This is a genomic window from Parafrankia elaeagni (assembly GCF_000374165.1).
GTDB lineage: Bacteria > Actinomycetota > Actinomycetes > Frankiales > Frankiaceae > Parafrankia > Parafrankia elaeagni.
The window spans coordinates 1-17,843 of the sequence record NZ_KB893774.1 but is presented as its reverse complement, the minus strand read 5'-3'; the positions used below and the strand labels follow the sequence as shown (position 1 = coordinate 17,843).

Sequence of the window (17,843 nt, the reverse complement as noted above, 5' to 3'; positions counted from 1 at the left end):
GACGACCGCGACGACCGCGACGGTGCCTTCGTGAACGGGCTGTCCGACGACGGCGGCTTCGACGACGTCGAACTGTCCGCACCAAGCCTGCGTTCGAGTTCAGCGACCCGGGCCGTCAGCCGCTCGATCAGCGCGGCCTGGTCCGCGACCAGGCGCACGAGCTCCTCGTAGCTCGGCTGACCCGCGGACTCCACCCCCACAAACTATCCGATCTTGACCCGCCGGCCGGCAACCAGCCGAACGATCAACAGACAAGATCCGCAAGACACCCGTTCAACCGAGCTGAACAGCTACCTCCAGGGAGCCGAAGACCCGCAGCAGATCCAGCAGCTCTCCGGTCATGGCGTCCCGTTGCACGAGGGTTTCGGCGAGCAGGGCCGCGATGTGCCCGCGGGTGTCGTTGGCGACCTGCCGGTTCCGCCAGCGGACGATTCTGCCATCGGCGAGGTGAATGACGTTCGCTGTGGTCTCCTTGATGTACGGCTCGAGGGCTACGCCGAACGCCTGGCAGTAGTCGAGTACCCGGCGGTGATGGTGCGGGATGCGGCCGGGGCCCAGGTTGAGGTAGAGCCCTTCGTCGAAGGAGCATTCGTGGGTGGTGACCGGCTCCCCGCTCGGCCCGAGCTCGCGGAGCACGTCACCGTTGCGGGCAGTGCGGTTACGGCCGCCGGCGCGGTCCGCGGCTTCCAGCACGGTGCACCGGTAGCCCAGTTTGCTGAGCTCGTAGGCCGCGGTGAGCCCGACGACCCCGGCGCCGAGGATGGCGACGGTGGCACCCGCGCGGGGCGCCGGGGGCTGCTCGAACGAGCCCGACCAGCCTGTCGCTTCTGGCCCGCCCCGGCCGATCATCGCCTCGCGCAGTGCGTCGGCGGCGGTTCGCGCGGTCATGGGAGTCGTCCGTGGTTGACGTAGCGCATGCTTGACCACCTCTTCCTTCTGCGGCGCTCTTTCTTCTGCGGCGCGCGGATGTCGAATGTCTGGAATTCGCCGTTTCGGGGCCGAGGTCTGGTTTCGGGGCCGAGGTCTGGTCCGGCCCGCGGTCTCGACCGGAAAGGCCCCGGGAAAGGCCCCGTCCCGGACCGAGAGAGGTCCGGGACGGGGCTCGGGTACTACTCGGGCGCCGGTATTACTCGGGTGTCACCCGGGTGTCACCCGGGTGAAGTTCAGGTCGATGACCTGATAGAAAGCCTTGGATGTGTCGGCTACTTCCCAGACTCCGAGCAATACGTGGTACCCCTGCCGCTGCGGCAGCATTATGGTGTGCCGAGTGGGATCCGCCGGTACGAGGTCGTCGGCCGCCCAGTAGGGCTGCCCGCTGTTCTGGACCTGGTGGATGGGTTGCGACTCGAACTGGGCGCGGCTGAGCGGGGCCTTCGGGTCCCAGCCCTCCCGGGTGATGAAGTAGTTCCAGCGCCGCGTCTTGTGCGGGGCGTGAAAACCCCAGGTCACGACGAGCTGCTGACCGGACCGGACGGAGTGCTTCTGCCAGTCTGATCCCGGCCTGTCCAGTTCGGCGGCGTAGCCCTGGCCGGCACTGGCGATCTTCCCGTCGGCGGGCGGGGTGTCGTTGAAGACGTCATCCGGTGCGAACGGGTCCTTCAGCCCGGGCTCCCTCGCCGGGAAGAACTTCCCGGATTCGAGGCCGGCGGACTGCCATTCCTCGAGATAAATGCTCGCACGGGAGGCCGGGTCGGCGACGAGACCGTGGCGCGGCGCCACTCTACTCTGGGTCAGAATTCCACGGTAGCGTCACATCTCCTGGTTTGCATTCCCAAAAAATGGGGGAGGCCCGCGACTTCGGCGATGATTCTTTGAATCCGGAGGGCCGTTTGCGAACTTTTTCGACGAAGGCCCTGGACCGGGACTGTCGCGGGCGGACCGGGTCACCGAGCCGTTCCGGACCGGACTGTCGGCCACGCGCGCGGGTCTGGGCAGCCCGGGTCCGCGTCATTCCGCGCCGCATCGGCGAGGATGGCCGGGTGCAGCGGCAGTCCGGTGCCGCCGCACGCAGCGGTGGGGAGTGGCGCCGGCCTGGCCGTGCGGCGAGGGCGGTTCGGTTCCTGGGACGCCGGTTCCGGGCGGTCGGTACCGGATTCGGAGTGTTCCGCCGACGGGTCCGCGAATCCCTGCGCGGGGATCTGGCGTCCAGGCTCCGCGCGGCGGACCTGATCAACGGGGCGATGAACCTCGCCGCGCTCATCCTGATGATGTTCTTTCCGTTCGTGATCGCACTGGCAGCGGCGTCTCCGCTGCGCAGTGGAGGCGCGGCGGACATCGTGATCAGGCGCATGGGACTGAACCACGAGGCGGCGATGGCTGTCGAGCGGCTGTTCGCCCCGCGGGGCGGAACGATCGTCACCGGCTGGTCGGTGGTGGGCGTGCTCTGGCTGGTGCTGGGTGGGGTGAGCCTGGCCACAGCCGTCCAGGTGGTGTACATGCGGGTCTTTCGGTTGCCGGCGCCCGGCCTGCGTGGCCTTCCCAGCCAGCTTGGCTGGCTGTGCGGGCTGATCGCCTTTCTGGCCGTGTCGACGTCGCTCGGCGCCGTCCTGACCGGCAGCGTGGCCGGGCAGATCTGCTACGGCCTGATCGCGACCGTGATGCTCGCGTTCTTCCTGTGGGCCGGGGTCCGGGTGCTCACCATGGGCCGGCTGGGCTGGCGGGACGCCTGGCCGACGGCGCTTGCCACAACGATCGGGCTGACCGGTCTCGGTGTCGTCAGCCGCTTCGCGTTCTCCGCGTCCATCGTCTCGAACGAGCGCACCTACGGCTCGATCGGCGTGGTGTTCACGATTCTGTCCTGGCTGATCGGTTTCGGCGTGGTCCTGATCGGCGGGGCGGTCGTCGGCGGCTGGTACACCGAGACCGCACGCGAGGGCCGCCACTAGCATCGGCGCCGCCGGCTGGGGCCCGATCAGCCGCGGCGGCTTCCCGCCCCGCCTCCCTCGACGGCACGGGCACGTCCTGACCCGCCAGCGGACGTCCCCTGACCCGTCACGGACATCCTGTGACCTGTCAGCGGACGTCCCGGCCGGTCAGTGCGATGCCGAGGATGCAGATGTCGTCCTCGCGCTCGGCGGGGCCCGCGATCTCGGCCAGCAGGGCGTCGCACAGTCCGTCGAGGGTGGAACGGGGTGGGCTGGGCGCGCTCTCCAGTTCCAGGGCGCCGACGAGTTCCGAGGTGAGTCCCGCCAGCGCCGGGGGCGTTACGGGTGCGGCGGCCAGCAGCGCGGTGGTGCCAGGCAGCCGCGCGGCGCTGGCGGCGGCGAGTGCGGCGAGGCGGACCGAGATGGAGACCCCGCGCTGCTCGACGAGGCCGTCCGTGTAGAGAAGCAGGCCCGGCCCTGTCAGGGTGAGGCTGCTCTGGCCGTAGTGGTGGTCGGAGAGCACCCCGAGCATCGGGCCGTGGACTTCTGACAGGTACCGCGGGCCACCGTCGCTGCCGGCGAGATGCAGGGGCGGCGGGTGGCCGGCACAGGACCAGGTGAACCGGGCGGTGACGGGGTCGAGGTGCGCGATCACCGCGGTCGCCAGGATCTCGCTGCCGCTGCGCGCGAGGTTGGCGGAGAGCTGCGTGGTGGTCGCCTCCGGGGAGAGCCCGTGCAGGGCGTAGGCCCGGGCCGAGTGGCTGAGTTCGGCCATCAGTGCGGTGGCGCGCAGGCCGTGGCCGCCGACGTCCCCGATGGCCAGGGCGAGGGTCCCGTCCGGCAGGACGGTGGCGTCGTACCAGTCGCCGCCGATGCCGACATCCCGGCCGGCCGGGAGGTAGCGGGCGGCGAGCTGGACGCCGTCCACGCGCGGCAGCTGCGGCGGGAGAATAGCCCGCTGCAGGGTCTCGACCATGCACATCTGGCGCTCGTACCTGCGAGCCCGCTCGACGGCGCGCCCGTAGGCGGCCGCGATGGCGAGGAGGAACGAGCGGCAGGGCCCCTCGAACGTCCTGTGATCGGGCCAGGAGAGCAGCAGCACGCCGAGAGTCCGGCCGTCAACGGTGATCGGGAGGCTGGCGGTCGCGTCGATGCCGAGTGCGGCGAAGACCTCGGTGCGGTCCGGGTAGTCGCCGAGGTAGGTGTCCTTCGTGTCGTCGAAACGGGCCCGCCCGGTCCGCATGACCTCGACGGCGGCGGCTGGGCCGTAACCGCCGGGGCCGGCCCACAACCGATCGACGATCGGCGGGCGGGGCCAGGCGAGCACCCGGGTCCGCACCCCGGTGCGGTCAGGTGGGGGGATGTCGGCTTCGGTGCCGCCGAGGTCTCCGCCGACGTCCCCGTCGTCGTCGAAGAGCACCATTCCGACGAAGGTGACGCCGAGGCCCGCGATGCTGCGGAACGCGACCTGGGCCACTTCCTCCACGGTGAGCGCCGTACTCAGGCCCTCGGTGAAGTCGAGCAGTTCCAGTGACTGGGCGAGCCGTGACATCGACCCGTCCTCCTCGCAGGCCGAGCCGCCCGCGGGTGCACCGCGGTCGGTGCGCGCCGACCCGTCCGTGGGCATCGCCCCGTCCGCGGGCACCGACCCGTCGCTCACCGCGCGCCGCACCGGCTCCCGACGCCCCGCCCGGCCGGGCACCGGCGTGCCCGCGGGCGCCGGTGCCGGCGGTGACAGCAGCGGTGCCTCCGGCGCGAGGACGCCGGCCCTCGCGGGTGGCCCGGCCGCCACCGCGCCCGGTGCCGGCGTCCTGCTGTGGTGGCTGCGGCCGCGGTGATGGCGGTGGCTGCCTCCCGGCTGTTCCATGTACTGGACCTCTCCCGTGCACCAGATCCCGCGGGCGGCCCGGCGCTGCGTGCACGGGCACCCGCCTGGCGGGACACGCTGATCAGAACCTCCGCATGGACCGGGCGGTGACAGCCTGGCCACCCCCGGCACGCCCCGTGGCGCACCCCCGGCCGGGCTCTCCTACGGGGAACGAGCGGGCTGCCGGTGTGATGCCACGCACCACGAGAAACCCGTCACCGGGCGAAGTTGCCTCAGGCCTGACCGTGACACCGGCCGGACACAGGTCGCCAAACCATTAGCTGCACGAGATCGGCCTCAGCGACCGGCCTCGGGCCCGGTGTCAGGCGGCGTCAGGCCGGCGGCACGGGCGTCAGTCAGCCACTGTGGATACTCCTCCAGCAGCAGATCGAAGAACTCCTCGTCGCCGATCGCCTCGACGTCGTCCGGCTCGACGAAGTGCGCGTTGTCGACGGGCCTGCCGCGCAGGTCGTCAAGGCGGCGCAGGAAGTCGAACGGACCTTCACCGACGCCGAGGAACTTGTAGAAGATGTTCCGCTGCGACGCGAGGACCAGCTCTTCCTTCGCGGAGGTCCGGCTGTCGGGCGCACCGTCGGTGACGAACAGGACGTAAACCGGAAGTCCGTCGGACGGGAAGTGCTCGCGGACGAGCCGCATCGCCGCGGCGTAGTCGGTCCGGCCCATCCGGCGGCCGGCCCGCAGTCTGTCCACTCCCCCGATGTAGTCAGCGATCCGCAGCTCGCCGGCGTGGACGGCCCCGGTGTCGAAGATGAACACGTCGATCGCGCCGTCATCGTCGAACTGCGTCGCCAGCGCGAGAGCCCGCTCGGCGAGCCGCTGGACGACGCCCTTCGTGTACAGCGCCCGCATCGACCCGCTGTGGTCGACACACAGCGCGACCTTGGCCTGCTCGCCGTCCAGGGCTTGTTTCGCCAGCCTGGATCGCGCGTCCTTCGCCAGGCTGAGCAGGCCCGGCGCACCAGCCTCGATCTTCGCCATCGACATCGGCATGCGCCCCACGCTATCGGGCCTCGGCGGCCTGCCCGGGCGGGTGCCGCCGGTGCGACGGCAGTCCGAGTTCCAGGTATCCGAGTTCCAGGTAGCGGTGGACGACCGCCCGCCGGTCAGGCATCCACGGGCACGCCTGATCCGGCGGACAGTGCGGGAAGCCCGGCGGTTGCCGCGGTTGCCGCGGTTGACGTGTTTGGTGTGTTTGGTGTGTTTGGCCCGCGGGATGGTGCGGAGAGGGCGGCGCTGCGCTGACCGGGAATGGCCTCGATCAGCTCGCGGGTGTAGTCGCTGTTCGGCGCGCCGAACACCTCGGCGACGGAACCCGACTCGACGGCCCGGCCGCGGTTGAGCACGGTGACGGTGTGCGAGATCTGCGCGACGACCGACAGATCGTGGGAGATGAACAGGTAGCTGAGGCCGAGCCGCTCCTGCAGGTCGCGGAGCAGGGCGAGGATCTGCTCCTGCACGGAGACGTCCAGCGCGGAGACGGGCTCGTCGAGCAGCACCAGCTCGGGCTCCAGGGCGAGGGCCCGGGCGATCGCGACCCGCTGGCGCTGCCCGCCGGACAGCTCCGCGGGCAGCCGGTCGAGGTAGGAGGCGGGCAGCGCCACCTGGTCGAGCAGGGCGACGGCGCGGGCGCGGCGGGTGCGCCGGTCACCGATCCCGAACGCCACCAGCGGCTCGGTGATGCTGCGGCCGATCGTGAACCGCGGGTCGAGGGAGGCGAACGGGTTCTGGTGGACGAGCTGGATCTTGCGCCGCAGCGGGCGGGTCTCCCGCCAGCCCAGATCGGTGATGTCGACGCCGTCGAGCAGCACCCGCCCGTTCGTCGCCTTCTCCAGCCCCAGCGCGAGGCGCAGGGTCGTGGTCTTTCCGGACCCCGACTCGCCGACGAGCGCGTGGGTGCGCCCGCGGGCGACGTCCAGCGAGACGTCGTCGACCGCGAGGAACGACCCGGTCTGCCGGCCGGGCAGCGGGTAGCGCTTGGTGATGTTCTCCAGGCGGATCACCGGGTCGGGGGTGCTGACCCGCTCGGCGGGCACGGCGAACCGCGGGACGATCCGGCCGCCGTGGGCCAGCCCGGGTGCGGCGGCGATGAGGCGCCGGGTGTAGTCCTGCCCGGGGCTGACCAGGATGTGCCGCGGGTTCCCCTGCTCGACGATCTCGCCGCTGCGCAGGACGATCACCCGGTCGCTGCGATCGGCCGCGACGGCGAGGTCGTGAGTGATGATCAGCAGCGAGATCCCCGACTGGCGGACCAGGCTCTCGAGGTGGTCGAGGATGCGGCGCTGCACGGTGACGTCCAGCGCGCTGGTCGGCTCGTCGGCGATGATCAGCTGGGGCCGCCCGGCGAGGGCGATCGCGATGAGCACCCGCTGGCGCAGGCCGCCGGAGAGCTCGTGCGGGTACTGGCGGGCCCGCAGTTCGGGATCGTCGATGCCGGCCTGGGCGAGGAACTCCCGCACCTCGGCCCCGACCCGGTCACCGGACACCCCGCGCAGCCTGATCCCCTCGGCGACCTGCGGCCCGATGCGGCGGGTCGGGTTGAGGCCGACCATCGGGTCCTGCGGCACCAGGCTGATCACCCGGCCGCGCAGCCCGCGCAGGGTCCGCTCGCGCGCGCCGGCCACCTCGACGGCGCGGGCCGGCCGGCCGAGGTCGCCCGACGGACCCGGATCGCCCAGATCGCCCGGGTGACCCGGGTGACCGGGATGACCGGGATGGCCGGGATGACCGGGATGACCGGGATGACCGGGGTGGACGATGACGCTGCCGCCGGTGACCCGGGCGTTGTCGGGCAGCAGCCCGATGAGGGTGTTGGCGATCGTCGACTTGCCGGAGCCGGATTCGCCGACCAGGGCGACGGTCTCGCCGCGGGCGACCGACAGGCTGACGCCACGGACGGCGGGGACGGTGCGCCGGCGCCGGACGTAGCCGACCTGCAGGTCCGTCACGGTCACCAGCGGGCCGGCGGCTGTGTCCGTCATCGCTCGCGCTCCTGGAGGGTCTTGGAGATGTGGTTGAGGCTCAGCACCGTCGCGGCGACGAAGAGCCCGGGCAGCAGCGAGACCCAGGGGGCGGTGACGAGGTAGTTACGGCCGGCGGAGATGAGGGTGCCCCACTCCGCGGCCGGCGGCGCCGCGCCGAAGCCGAGGAAGCTCAGCGACGCGATGTAGATGATCGCGACACCGGTGTCGAGGACAGCGAGCACCGCGACCGGGCCCCAGGAGTTCGGCAGCACATGGGTCAGCAGGACGCGCAGCCACGAGGCGCCACCGGCGCGGGAGGCCTCCACGTACGGGAGGGTCCTGATCCGCAGCACTTCCGCTCGGGTGGTGCGCGCGAAGCCCGGCATGATGCCGACGCCGACGGCGATCGCCACCGGCACCGTCCCGAAGCCGAGGGCCGTGACGATGGCCAGTGCCATCAGCAGTGTGGGAATGGCGAGCATGACGTCCACGGCCCGCATGAGCAGCGCGTCCACGATTCCGCCGCAGAACCCGGAGAGCACCCCGAGCGCGAGCCCGGCGAGGACGGCGATCGCCAGCGCGATGAGCGCCGCCCTGATCGTCAGCGCCGAGCCGTGGAGCATGCGCGTCCACAGGTCGCGACCGATCTCGTCGGTACCGAACAGATGGTCGAAGCTCGGGGAGGACAGCCGCTCGGCCGGTGCGGTGTCGAAGGGGCCGCGCGAGGTGAACAGGCCCGGAGCGAACGCGGTGATGGCGACGAACGCGATGAACAGCACCGCGACGACGAAGCCGGGTTTGCTTCCGAGGGTGCGCAGCGAGGCGACGAGGTCGGCCCGGCGCCCGCCCGGCTCGGTGCTCACCGAGAGGGTCATCAGGCGACCGCCTTCCGCTGACCGTGGACGATGCGTGGGTCGAGCAGCGGGTAGAGCAGGTCGACCACGAGATTGACGAAGACGAAGATCGCCGCGGCGAGCGTGACGATCGCCAGGACCACCGGGACGTCCTGGGCGAGCACGGCCTCCTGGGCGAGCTTGCCGACGCCGTTGCGGGAGAAGACCGTCTCGGCGACGATCGCGCTGGTGACGGTCAGGCCGATGAGGACACCCAGGATCGTCACCGCCGGCAGGAGCGCGTTGCGGAAGCCGTGGTGCCACTGCACGGCCGCGCGGGACAGCCCCTTCGCCCGGGCCGTCGCCACATAGGGCTGGCCCAGCGTGTCGTCGAAACTGCGCATCAGCACCTGCGCCAGCTGCGACGCCGCCAGGATCGCGATGGTGATCGCCGGCATCACCATCGACTTCCAGCCGTAGGTTCCGGTGGCCGGCAGCACACCGAGGTTGAACGAGAGGAACTGGATCATCAGCAGCCCGATGAAGAACTGCGGGAAGGAGGCCCCGAACGACGGCAGCCGGGTGAGGAACATCCGGGCCGGCCGCCAGCGCACGTACGACGCCAGGTAGGCCAGCGCCGTCCCCCCCAGCAGCGCGAGGACGCCGGCGGTGACCGTCAGGGTGAGCGTGGGGCCCAGGCGCTCACCGAGCAGTGCGGTGACCGGCTTCTGCTTGGCGATCGACTCACCGAGATCGCCGTGCAGGAAGCCCCACAGGTCCGAGAAGTACTGCTCCAGAATCGGGCGGTCGAGCCCGTACCTGGCCTTCGCGGTGTGCAGTTCCGCGGGGGAGAGTTTGTCGGTCTCGATCCCCGCCGCTCCCAGTTGCAGCGCGACCGGGTCGCTCGGCAGCAGGTAGAGGACCGCGAAGGTCACGGTGTAGGCGGCCCAGAGCACTCCGAGTGCCTGTGCGAACCGACCGAGGATGTACCGCGTCATTGTGTTTCTCTTCTCTCCCCCGCGGCCCGGCTACTGCTTCCAGACGTCGTTGAGCCTCAGGAAGCTCTCGGACGTGAACGCGAACCCGTGGACGCTCCTGCCGAGGCCGGCGAACTGCACCCGCTCGAACCACGGGAAGACGACGCCCTGCTCGATGAGCAGGCTCTGCAGCTCGGCGTAGGCCGCCTCGCGCTGTGCCTCGTCGGTGGTCTCACGGGCCTGGGCGAACAGCCCCTTGATCTCGGCGGTGGTCTCGGGTGCCGAGGCGTTCGTCGCCAGTGCCTTGGAGTTGGCGTAGTCCGGGTCGAGGAGGAACTGCAGCGCCCCGGGGTCGGCGCGGGTGAAGTAGCTGGAGGCCAGGTCGTAGCTGCCGTTCCTGAGCACCGCCGGAAGCTCGGCACCGGTGATGACCTCGAGCCGCAGCTCGATGCCGACCTGCTTGAGCTGGTCCTGGATCAGCTCGGTGCCGTACGCGGACTGCGCGGTGGTGGGGTGTACGAGGGTGAGCTTCCTGCCGTCCTTGAAGCGGTAGCCGCCCTCGCCGAGCTTCCAGCCGGCGTCGTCGAGGAGCTTCGCCGCCCCCTGCGGATCGTGGCGCAGCCTGTCGGTCTGCGGGGCGAAGAACGGTGTCGTGGAGTCGAAGGCACCGGCGACGACCGGATAGTCCGGACCGTAGATCGTACTGGCGAAGGTCGGCAGGTCGAGGGCCTTGTAGAGCGACCTGCGGACGTTGACGTCCGCCAGCGGCCGGCCGGCCGTCGTGTTCGGGTAGAAGGCGGCGGCCACTCCCGGCAGCGGCCGGGACTCCAGGACACCGTCGGACCTCGTGATCAGCTCACGGTCCTCGACGGTGAACGGGTTGCGCGGCCAGGCGATGTCGATCGCCCCGCTGACCAGGTTGCCGGTGCGGACGCTGTCCTCGGCGACGTAGCTGAACTCGACCGTGTCGAGGTGGGCCTCGCCGGTGTTCTCCGACAGTGCCGAGCCCCAGGCGTAGCCCGGGCGCTTCTTGAGCGTGGTCAGCTCGTTGGGCTTGTAGCTCTCCAGGGTGAACGGCCCGGAGCCGAGGTACTGCCCGAGGCAGCGCTCCTCGCTGGTCTTCCGGTAGGAGTCCGGCGAGATGATCGCCAGGTTGGTCGTCGAGCTGGCCTGCAGGAACGACGAGTTCGGCGCCGAGAAGACGACCTTGACCGTGCTCGGGTCGACGACCTCGGTGTGGTCGAGGCCGAGAATGTAGCTGGCCCCGTAGGCGGAGCCGCCGGTCTCCTTCACGACGGCCTGGGCGCCGTCGAGGTTCGCCTTCACCGCGGCGGCGTCCAGCGGGGTGCCGTCGCTGAACGTGACACCGTCCCGCAGGTGGAAGGTGTATTCCTTCCCGTCGGGACTGATCTCCCAGCTCTCGGCGAGCCAGGGCTTGATCTCCCCGGTCTCCGGGTCCTGGTCGGTCAGCGAGTCGGCCACGTTGCGGATCACCGTGCGGTGCTCGATCCAGTAGGTCTGGAACGGGTCGACGCAGGTGAACGACGGATTGTCCGGCCAGAAGGCGACCTTGAGGGTTCCGCCGGCGACCGGCTCCCCTCCTGCGGCGGCCGTGCCGCCCTCCCCGTCGGAGGAGCCGCACGCAGTCAGGCCCAGCGCTGCCGTAACGGCCAGGGCTGTCGCGGCAATGCCGCGCCGGGACACGCGTCTCGTCATCGAATCCGTTCTTTCTTGTGCTCTCGTATGGAAAGGACGCCAGTGCCTGAACGGCTACTGGCCGAGCAGCCGGCGGCCGGCCGCCAGCAGGGCGACGTCCTCCTGCGGCGGGTGGACCCGCACGCACAGGACGTCACGGAGGAGACGCTCGAAGGGCAGGTGCCGGGTCAGGCCCGGGTTGCCCAGCGCGGCCACCGCGGTGTTGACCGCCGCGATCACCGAACGCGCGATCTGGACCTTCAGCAGCGACAGCTGCGGCAGGTGGGTGGTGTCGCCGGCCTCGATCCGCAGCAGCGCGCCGAACAGGAGCGTCTCCGCCTGCGCGATCTGCGCGTCGATCTCGCCGGCGACGACCTGGATCCGCTCGGTCGTCGCGATCGGGCGTCCCAGCGCGGTGGGCACCCGGTCGTGGGCGTACCGCACGAACGCGCTGCGGGCGGCCCGGGCGACGCCGATGTAGAGGGCCGGGTGCCCGAAGTTGCCGGCCGAGGCCGCCGCGGACGGGTCCCGGTACACGCCGTCCGGCCCGCGCGGGATCTCGACGAACGCCTCCGCCGGCAGCTCGACGTCGGTGTACTCGACGTCATGGGTGTTGGAGGCCCGCAGGCCCAGGTGGTCCCAGGTGTCGATCCAGGTGATCCCGGGCAGGTCGCCCGGGACGATCAGGTGCCCGACCCGGGGGCGTTCCGGGTCACCGTCCGGCTCGTCCGCGACCGCCCAGACCATGTGGAAGGCGAGCGCGGTGCCGCCGGTGGCGTACGCCTTGCGGCCGCTGAGCACCCAGCCGTCCGCGGTGCGCCGCGCGGTGGTCTTCGGCAGGCCGCCGCGGGCGGGGGCGCCCAGCTCCGGCTCGGCCCGGACGGCGTTCGCCAGCGTCGGCCCGTCCAGCCCGCGGCGCAGGTACTCGGCGTAGTAGGCCTCCGGCCAGTACGAGGCCGAGGCCTGAAGCAGGTGGATCATGAGGTTGTTGGCCGCGAGCAGCCCGACCGAGGCATCGCCCTCGCCGAGCGCCATCAGAATGCGCGCGGTGTCGAGCTGCCCGAGGCCCGGCCCGCCGTAGCGGGTGGCGACCGTCGCCGTCAGCAGCCCGGCCCGGTGCGCGGCCTCCAGCCCGCGGACGGGAACCGCACCCGTGCGGTCGTAGCCGGGTGCCACCGCGGCGATCTGGGCCGTCACGGCGGCCAGTGCCTCCGGCGACAGGTCGGGTACCGGCAGCGTGGTGGCGTGCTCCCCCACCACGGCGGTCATCGGGCACCTGCCGGTGCGGCCAGGTCGAACGCGGGCGCGAACGCCCCGGGGTGCTCGTCCTGCAGGGTGCCCCGCTGCCCGGTGGCCGCGCGGTGCGCGAGCTCCTGGCGGACCAGCGGCAGGATGTAGCGGCCGTAGTCGAGCGCGTCGTTGAAGTTGTCGTAGCCGCGGATGGAGATCAGGTCCGCGCCGAGATCGACGTAGTCGAGGATGGCCGCAGCCACCGTCTCCGGCGTGCCGACCAGCGCCGTCGACGCGCCGGTGGCCCCCGTCGCGGCGGCCGGCGCCGTCCACAGGGCGCGGTCATGCAGCTCACCGGCGGCGGCGGCCGCCAGCAGCCGCTGCGAACCGACGTTGGACGGCGACGTGTTGACGTCCCCCCGGAACGCGGCGGCCGCCGGTCTGTCGCTCTTCAGCACACCGAGAATCCGCGCCGCCTTCTCCCAGGCCAGCTCCTCGGTCTGCGCGATGATCGGCCGGAACGTCACCCAGATGCGCGGGGTGTCGGTGCGGCCGGCGAGACGCGCCTGCTCGGCCACCGCGTCGATCTGCTGCTTCGTCTCCTTCAGCGGCTCGCCCCACAGGCCGAAGATGTCGCCCAGTGCACCGCCGACCTGGTAGGCCTGCGCCGACGATCCCCCTACCGACACCGGGATCGTCCCGTTCACCGGGCGCACCGCCGAGACGAAGTCCTCGAACGAGTAGTACGCGCCGGAGTGGTCGAACGGCGCCGTCGAGCTCCACACCCTGCGCAGGATCTCGATGTACTCGGCCTGCCGGGCGTAGCGCTCGTCCTTGCCCAGCCGGTCACCCTCGCGGGCCTGCTCGTGATCGCTGCCGCCGGCGATGAGGTGCACGGCGGCCCGGCCGCCGCTGAGCTGGTCGAGGGTCGCCAGCTGCTTGGCCGCCACCGTCGGGTACATGGTGTTCGGCCGCAGCGCGATGATCGGCCGCAGCCGCTCGGTGTACTGGCTGAGGGCCGCCGCGATCGTGAACGGGTCGTGCCCTGCCGAGTAGTACGGGACCAACGTGTAGTCGAAGCCACCCTCGTCGAGCAGCCGGGCGTACCGCCTGAGATACGCAGGGTCCAGCGCGGCCTGCCGCAGCTGGTTCAGCTCGTTGGACGGATTGACATTGATGGCGCTGATGAACTCGACGGTCACGAGGTACCTCCACGGGGCGGGACAGCTGTCCGCACCGAGACGAACGGCCGGGGCGAAACGGCCAGGAGACGAAGAGCCGGCCAGGTGGCCGGGCTCTGCCGGGTGGTCGGGCTCTGCCGGGTGGTCGGGTCCGGGTGATCGGGTCAGAAACGGCTGACACGGATACCGGCCCGGCGGACCAGGTCCGGATCACCCCGTGGAGGCACGCGCAGGGCTCTGCCCGTCCGGCGAGGAAGGCCCGGCGGTCCGGAGCAGACGGCCGGGGAGACTCCTCAGCAGGGACGACAGCAGGCGGACGTGAGAAGCCCGAAATCGACGAAACGGCGGCGGGTCAGCACCCGCCCGGGGCCCGACAGGCTCACCGGACGACGGGCGCCGCCGCGTGCCTGACGCGGCCCGCGCGTTTCCCCCCCTGGACTCCCCGACATGTTCATCAGAATGGTGGGAAATACCGACGCTGTCCAGGCCTGCCCCCCCGATCAGACCGATAAGAAATCCTGATAGATCACCGCTTACCCACAGGCAGCACGCCCCACAGCCACTCTCCCGCCCGCCACGGCACCACACGATTCCCGCATTCGACAGCCACCCGCAGGTCATTTTGTCCGACTACGGACGAATTCACACCCTCAAGCGATCACATTCGGATGCACAACGCATCCACAGTTTCACCGGCAGTGCTCGACGGGTCGGCGGTGATGACGTTATCGTTGCCGGCGCGGGAGGGGTCCCAGCGCGTCGAGCCGGTACGGCTCCACGCTCCGGTCGCGGAGGTCCCTCCTCATGCCGCCCTTTCGAGGCGCCGCCACCCCACGTTCCCGCCGTCGGCGCATCCTGCCCTGTGTGGTGATCACCGCAGCAGCCGCCGCCGTCATCACTGGCTGCCTGCCGTCCGCAGGCGGGGGGCCCGCGGGTTCGGGGGCTCCGCCGACCAGAACGGCGACGACCGCTCCCACGGCCACACCGACCGGCGGCCCGGGTTCGCAGGGGACGCAGCCGCCCGGCCCCGGCCCCGACGCCACAACCACACCGACGTCCGGTACGAGCAGCCCGGCCACCTCCCCGGCAGGCAACCCGGCGACCCGGCCGCCGGTGACACCGGGCGGCGTGCCGGTCACGACACCCGCCGACCCGCGGACCACCTCGCCCGCCACACCGCCGTCCGCGATGCTCGTGCCCGTGGCTCCGGGCCGGATCCGGCCGGGGGTCGTCTACCGCGGCCCGGCGACGCACTACGGCGCCACCGGCGGCGGCAACTGCATGTTCGACCCGCTGAGCGACCCGGCCATGCCGGTCGTGGCGATGAACGAGACCGACTACGAGACCGCCCGCGCCTGCGGGGCATACATCGAGGTCACCGGGCCCGGTGGCAGCACCGTCGTCCGGGTGACCGACCGGTGCCCCGAATGCCCGCCAGGGCACGTCGACCTGAGCGAGCCGGCGTTCGCCCGGATCGCCGGTGGCGTGCCGGGGCGGGTCGACGTCACCTGGCGCCTGGTCAGCCCGGCGAGCATCGGAGCCGTCCAGTACCGGGTGAAGGAGGGCTCGTCGGCGTACTGGCTCGCCCTGCAGGTCCGCCAGCACCGCAACCCGATCGCCTTGTTGGAGGTCCAGGCCAACGGGGTGTGGAAGCCGCTGCAACGCGAGATGTGGAACTACTTCGTCGCACCCCAGGGGCTCGGGGCCGGGCCGTTCACTGTGCGGATCACCGACATCCACGGCGAGCGGCTCGTCCACACCGTCGCCCTGTCGCCGGGTGTGACGCAGCAGCTCAGCGGTCAGTTCGCGCAGCGCTGACGGCGCGCCGCCACCGGTTCGAAGCCGCCCGGGCGCCGGGCGGGCCGCCGGGTGAGGGCATCTGTCCCCACCCGGCGGCCGGGCCGCAAAGTGCAGCTACGTGCTGCTACGTGCTGCTACGTGCTGCTACGTGCTGCTACGACGCTGTCGCGAGTTCCTTGCCGGTCCCGAACTCTCGCAGTGTGCCGTCCCACTCGATCTCACCGTCGCGCACATGCACGGTGGTGTAGGCAGGGTTGTAGATGGCGGGATACGGCAGCCCGCTCTTCACCGTGAAGTCGATCGGCGGGGTCAGCCCACCGGTGTCCACCTCGCTCAGCTTCCGGATCCCCGCCAGGACCGATGCCCGGTCGACGGTCGGGATCGACGACGCCACCTGCGCGAAGATCTGGACGCCGAGCCAGCTGTTCAGGCTGAGCTCGTCCACCTTTCCGTCGGGTTCGTAGGCGGCCATGTCCTCGTTGAACTGCTTGCCGAACGCGCTGGACGTGTCCCACGCCGGCGGGAGGACCAGGCCGACCGTGAGCGGCCCTCCCTCCCCCATTCCTTCGAGCTGATCCTTCTCGAAACCGGCGCCGGCGAAGGCGACGGTGCCGTCATAACCGGTCGCCCGCAGTGCCTTGACGGCCACGCTGGTCTGGGCGGCGAAGGTCAGCCACACGACGGCGTCCGGCCTGTCGCGGGTCGCCTGCTGGGCCGGGGCGCTGAGATCCGCGGTGGACGGCGCGAGCTGGACGTTGTTGACGACCTCGATCCCGGCCTCGCGGAAGACGTCACCGACGGTCTTGCGGATCACGTCGGCGGTGGGGATGTCCAGGGTCACGAGACCCACCCGCCTGGCGCCGCTGGCCACGACGTCCTGCGCAAGGCCGTGGAAGCCGACGACGACCGCACCGTTGACGTTGAAGGCGAGCGGGTTGGTGAGGTCGAAGCCGGACACCGGGTACTGCCCGATGATCGGCATCTGCGCGGCCTCGATCTGGCTTCGGGTGGCGTCGTGGTAGTTGTCCGACGCGCCGGCGATCGCGACGATCTCACGGTCGGAGAGGATCTCGCGGAAGCAGTTCGCCGAGTCCGTGCCGTTCTGGTGGTTGTCGCAGAGCCTGAGGTCCAGCGGACGCCCGTCGATCCCCCCGTTGGCGTTGATGGCGCGGACGGCCGCTCGGGCCCCGGAGGCGTACTCGGGGTTGCTGCTCACCCCGCCGCTCAGCCCCCCGATCGCGGCGATCCTGATCGGGTTCCCGGTCAGGCCGCCGCTTAAGTCGGCGCTCTCGTCGTCGTCGCCACCGCACGCGGTGAGCACCGCGGTGAGCGACACCACCGTCGCCAACGCGGTCGCCAGTGAACCTTTCCCGGTAACCTGTCGTCGCTTTCGGTAGCGACAACTCCGTGTGTGTGGGTTGACCTTCAGGTGGTGCGTTGGTGCTCCATGTGGAGCAGCACGAGGCAGGCCTTCGCGACGGAGCCGATCTGCCAGGGGTCGATCGTGACGTTGTGCAGGACGCCGAAGGTGCCCTTGAGTAGGGCGTTTCCACGTTCGCCGACGGCGCGCAGCGCGTTGTGGATCCTGTTGTGGCCTTTCTGTTCGTCGGTGAGGGTGCCACCCTTCGGCTTCTTGAACGGGATCGCGAGCGGGCCCTCCTGGGTCGCGCACCCTTCGTAACCAAGGTCGAACAGGACCCGGTGGAGCTCGTCGCCTGTCCACTCCCGCAGGACCCCGATCGCGCCTGAGGCACGCAGCGCGGTCAGGTCGTGCTCCCGGCCGGGCCGGACGTCGGAGACCCACAGCGGGAAGCCGTCGTCCGGGGCGGTGACGACCTGGATGTTGCCCGCGTGGTTGTGGGCCTTCTTCGACCACCACAGGTCCACGCCCTTCGTCGGGCCGGGCATGGACAGGCGGTCGGTCTCGACGAGGGTGCCGTCGACGATCACATGGTCGTAGCCGGCCATCTTCGCGGCGATCAGGGCATTGCGCAGGTCAGGCGCCTGCCAGGCCAGCAGCGCTCGACCCTCGTGGATCGCGCGGTAGCACACGCTCCTGCTGATCCCGTGATCCTCGCAGAGTCTTCTGACCTTGGTGCCGTCGCAGAACCAGCGGATCACGACCGTGGCCTGGTCGGCGCAGCCGAGCTTCCGGGTCCCGTTCCGCGTGCCGATGCGCTCGCGTTCCGCCGCCAGGATGCGGACCAGACCCCAGAACGTGTGATCGCTGACGGGCAGGTAGGAGACATATGGGATGCTCATCGCGACGCGGGGCCTCTCGGAAGTTGATCTGTGGAAGGACTACTTCCTACCGAGGCCTCGCGTTTCGTCGCCTACCACCCCCGACGCACCGCCCGTCCGTCACTCACAGCAACCAAACGCGGAGCGTGACGACTCGTTACGGGGAAAGGTTCA

15 protein-coding genes are annotated in these 17,843 nt (G+C 70.9%); 2 read left to right on the top strand and 13 right to left on the bottom strand.

The genetic code is table 11. The annotated features are described in order from the left end of the window. The 3 genes from B207_RS42125 to B207_RS0128850 all read right to left on the bottom strand — a co-directional run. The coding region (locus B207_RS42125) for a DUF6444 domain-containing protein (protein WP_407671477.1) at window positions 1-194 on the bottom strand (194 nt) is incomplete at its 3' end. Window positions 195-273: 79 nt separating this feature from the next. Then, window positions 274-888: a flavin monoamine oxidase family protein gene (locus tag B207_RS0128855; RefSeq protein ID WP_018640173.1), complete on the bottom strand. Its 615-nt coding sequence runs from the start codon at window positions 886-888 to the stop codon at window positions 274-276. 249 nt (window positions 889-1,137) lie between these two features. Beyond that, window positions 1,138-1,719: a lytic polysaccharide monooxygenase auxiliary activity family 9 protein gene (locus B207_RS0128850; protein WP_018640172.1), complete on the bottom strand. Its 582-nt coding sequence runs from the start codon at window positions 1,717-1,719 to the stop codon at window positions 1,138-1,140. 260 nt (window positions 1,720-1,979) lie between these two features. Between B207_RS0128850 and B207_RS0128845 the strand changes: the two genes are divergently transcribed. After that, window positions 1,980-2,885: a hypothetical protein gene (locus tag B207_RS0128845; RefSeq protein WP_018640171.1), complete on the top strand. Its 906-nt coding sequence runs from the start codon at window positions 1,980-1,982 to the stop codon at window positions 2,883-2,885. A 127-nt stretch (window positions 2,886-3,012) separates the two neighbouring features. Here the strand turns inward: B207_RS0128845 and B207_RS37385 are convergent, their stop codons facing one another. The 8 genes from B207_RS37385 to B207_RS0128800 form a co-directional block, all read right to left on the bottom strand. After that, the gene (locus B207_RS37385; protein WP_230205295.1) at window positions 3,013-4,731 is read right to left on the bottom strand and encodes a PP2C family protein-serine/threonine phosphatase; all 1,719 of its coding nucleotides are present in this window, start codon (window positions 4,729-4,731) and stop codon (window positions 3,013-3,015) included. Window positions 4,732-5,028: 297 nt separating this feature from the next. Then, window positions 5,029-5,742, bottom strand: a complete 714-nt coding sequence (locus tag B207_RS0128835) for a VWA domain-containing protein (protein WP_018640167.1) — start codon at window positions 5,740-5,742, stop codon at window positions 5,029-5,031. 113 nt (window positions 5,743-5,855) lie between these two features. Then, window positions 5,856-7,730 (bottom strand): dipeptide ABC transporter ATP-binding protein, encoded by a 1,875-nt coding sequence (locus tag B207_RS36170; RefSeq protein WP_018640165.1) that lies wholly within the window; start codon window positions 7,728-7,730, stop codon window positions 5,856-5,858. Further along, window positions 7,727-8,587 (bottom strand): ABC transporter permease, encoded by an 861-nt coding sequence (locus B207_RS0128820; RefSeq protein ID WP_018640164.1) that lies wholly within the window; start codon window positions 8,585-8,587, stop codon window positions 7,727-7,729. The genes B207_RS36170 and B207_RS0128820 overlap by 4 nt, the downstream gene beginning before the upstream one ends. Beyond that, complete coding sequence (locus B207_RS0128815; RefSeq protein WP_018640163.1) at window positions 8,587-9,543, bottom strand: ABC transporter permease; 957 nt, start codon at window positions 9,541-9,543, stop codon at window positions 8,587-8,589. The genes B207_RS0128820 and B207_RS0128815 overlap by 1 nt, the downstream gene beginning before the upstream one ends. 30 nt (window positions 9,544-9,573) lie before the next feature. After that, window positions 9,574-11,238 (bottom strand): ABC transporter substrate-binding protein, encoded by a 1,665-nt coding sequence (locus tag B207_RS0128810; protein ID WP_026311553.1) that lies wholly within the window; start codon window positions 11,236-11,238, stop codon window positions 9,574-9,576. 54 nt (window positions 11,239-11,292) lie between these two features. Further along, window positions 11,293-12,486: an acyl-CoA dehydrogenase family protein gene (locus tag B207_RS0128805; protein WP_018640161.1), complete on the bottom strand. Its 1,194-nt coding sequence runs from the start codon at window positions 12,484-12,486 to the stop codon at window positions 11,293-11,295. Then, on the bottom strand, window positions 12,483-13,649 hold the full coding sequence (locus B207_RS0128800) for an LLM class flavin-dependent oxidoreductase (protein WP_018640160.1): 1,167 nt from the start codon (window positions 13,647-13,649) through the stop codon (window positions 12,483-12,485). The genes B207_RS0128805 and B207_RS0128800 overlap by 4 nt, the downstream gene beginning before the upstream one ends. 783 nt (window positions 13,650-14,432) lie before the next feature. Between B207_RS0128800 and B207_RS0128790 the strand changes: the two genes are divergently transcribed. Next, window positions 14,433-15,446, top strand: a complete 1,014-nt coding sequence (locus tag B207_RS0128790) for an expansin EXLX1 family cellulose-binding protein (protein WP_084692373.1) — start codon at window positions 14,433-14,435, stop codon at window positions 15,444-15,446. Window positions 15,447-15,582: 136 nt separating this feature from the next. Here the strand turns inward: B207_RS0128790 and B207_RS0128785 are convergent, their stop codons facing one another. Then, complete coding sequence (locus tag B207_RS0128785; RefSeq protein WP_230205296.1) at window positions 15,583-16,767, bottom strand: ABC transporter substrate-binding protein; 1,185 nt, start codon at window positions 16,765-16,767, stop codon at window positions 15,583-15,585. An 86-nt stretch (window positions 16,768-16,853) separates the two neighbouring features. Then, window positions 16,854-17,690 carry an IS5/IS1182 family transposase gene (locus B207_RS0128780; RefSeq protein ID WP_018638110.1) on the bottom strand — a complete coding sequence of 279 codons (837 nt, stop codon included), beginning with the start codon at window positions 17,688-17,690 and terminating at the stop codon, window positions 16,854-16,856. Window positions 17,691-17,843 lie beyond the last annotated feature (153 nt).

What these genes read in the sequence shown, in the direction of transcription:
- B207_RS0128820 (WP_018640164.1), bottom strand. Translation starts at nt 8,587, where the DNA reads ATGACCCTCTCGGTGAGCACCGAGCCGGGCGGGCGCCGGGCCGACCTC.
- B207_RS0128805 (WP_018640161.1), bottom strand. Translation starts at nt 12,486, where the DNA reads ATGACCGCCGTGGTGGGGGAGCACGCCACCACGCTGCCGGTACCCGAC.
- B207_RS0128810 (WP_026311553.1), bottom strand. Translation starts at nt 11,238, where the DNA reads ATGACGAGACGCGTGTCCCGGCGCGGCATTGCCGCGACAGCCCTGGCC.
- B207_RS37385 (WP_230205295.1), bottom strand. Translation starts at nt 4,731, where the DNA reads ATGGAACAGCCGGGAGGCAGCCACCGCCATCACCGCGGCCGCAGCCAC.
- B207_RS36170 (WP_018640165.1), bottom strand. Translation starts at nt 7,730, where the DNA reads ATGACGGACACAGCCGCCGGCCCGCTGGTGACCGTGACGGACCTGCAG.
- B207_RS0128780 (WP_018638110.1), bottom strand. Translation starts at nt 17,690, where the DNA reads ATGAGCATCCCATATGTCTCCTACCTGCCCGTCAGCGATCACACGTTC.
- B207_RS0128855 (WP_018640173.1), bottom strand. Translation starts at nt 888, where the DNA reads ATGACCGCGCGAACCGCCGCCGACGCACTGCGCGAGGCGATGATCGGC.
- B207_RS0128790 (WP_084692373.1), top strand. Translation starts at nt 14,433, where the DNA reads ATGCCGCCCTTTCGAGGCGCCGCCACCCCACGTTCCCGCCGTCGGCGC.
- B207_RS0128815 (WP_018640163.1), bottom strand. Translation starts at nt 9,543, where the DNA reads ATGACGCGGTACATCCTCGGTCGGTTCGCACAGGCACTCGGAGTGCTC.
- B207_RS0128835 (WP_018640167.1), bottom strand. Translation starts at nt 5,742, where the DNA reads ATGCCGATGTCGATGGCGAAGATCGAGGCTGGTGCGCCGGGCCTGCTC.